Here is a 1,176-nt window from a genome sequence, read left to right as displayed (position 1 = left end):
ATCTTCTCGATGCAATTCGCGAGTTATATCGAGAAGGTTATTTGATCGCGCTGGATGATTTCACCTTAACGCCGGAGTGGCGTCGCTTCTTACCTTATGTGCACATCGTTAAACTCGATATCATGGCGATGGGGCTAGAAAAAGCGTGTGAACTGGTTAAAACCCACCTCGCCAAGCGCGTCAAATATCACTTTTTAGCGGAACGCGTCGAAACCGCAGAAGAGTTTGAGCAAGCCAAAGCGGCGGGCTTTAAATTCTTTCAAGGCTACTTTTTTAGCAAGCCATTGGTGTCGCAAACCAAATACGTCAGTCCGGAGCAGGTGTTAGCGTTACAACTGTTTCGGGAAGTCTGCGCGCCAGAGCCGGATTTTGACCGCATTGAAAGCATCATTACGCAAGATGTGGCCTTGTCGTACAAGTTACTGCGTTTTGTGAATACCCAGATCACCACATTAGAGGTGGAAATCAGCTCGTTCCGTCAGGCGCTGATTTACCTTGGTCAAGACAAGCTGAAGCAATTTGTCTCTTTGGTGGTGGCGTCTTACATCTCAAGCAACAAACCGCGTGAGTTGTACAACCTCTCTTTGCAACGTGCCCAGTTCTGTGAGCTGATGTCGCGTTACCAACCTTTTTCTCATCTTAATGAGCAAGGCTTTATGGTCGGCTTATTGTCGATCTTAGATGCCATGCTCGACTTATCGATCGAAGCCTTGGTGAAGCAACTGCCGTTGAGTGATTCTGTGCAGCAAGCATTACTGCATCGTAAGGGTGAGTACGGCGTGCTGATCTCACTAGAAGAATGCTACGAGCGAGCAGATTGGCATGGCGTCGAAAAGCTCTCGGGTCAGTTGGGTTTGTCATTCGATGAAGTCAAAGCCTCGTTAAGTGAAGCGGTTCGCTGGAGCCAAAGCGTCGTCACGGTCTAATTCTCTCTATTAGTATGAAACTTTTATGAAGGCAAGGGCGTGGCTCTTGACGCCTTGGCACAATTAAATAAACATATACGCATATCCATATATAGGTATGTTAACTATGCTTCCACATCAGTTTTTCAAGCTTTTATCTGACGAGACTCGTGTGCGCTGCTTAATGCTGGTGGCCCGCGAAGGAGAAATTTGCGTAGGTGATTTGGCGTTTGCATTGCAAGAGAGTCAGCCGAAAGTTTCTCGTCATCTT

The 1,176-nt window shown here is 47.2% G+C and carries 2 protein-coding genes; both read left to right on the top strand.

The genetic code is table 11. The features are described from left to right. Nucleotides 1-926, top strand: a 926-nt coding sequence (locus R7E00_RS24385) for an EAL and HDOD domain-containing protein (protein ID WP_318124810.1), incomplete at its 5' end; no start/stop codon positions are given. Between the two features lie 106 nt (nucleotides 927-1,032). Next, nucleotides 1,033-1,176, top strand: a 144-nt coding sequence (locus R7E00_RS24380) for an ArsR family transcriptional regulator (RefSeq protein WP_318124811.1), incomplete at its 3' end; no start/stop codon positions are given.

The sequence above is a fragment of the Vibrio sp. Vb1755 genome (assembly GCF_033338635.1).
GTDB classification, from domain to species: Bacteria; Pseudomonadota; Gammaproteobacteria; order Enterobacterales; family Vibrionaceae; genus Vibrio; species Vibrio alginolyticus.
Note: the sequence above shows the minus strand (reverse complement) of the source record. Positions and strands in the feature narration are given on the sequence as shown.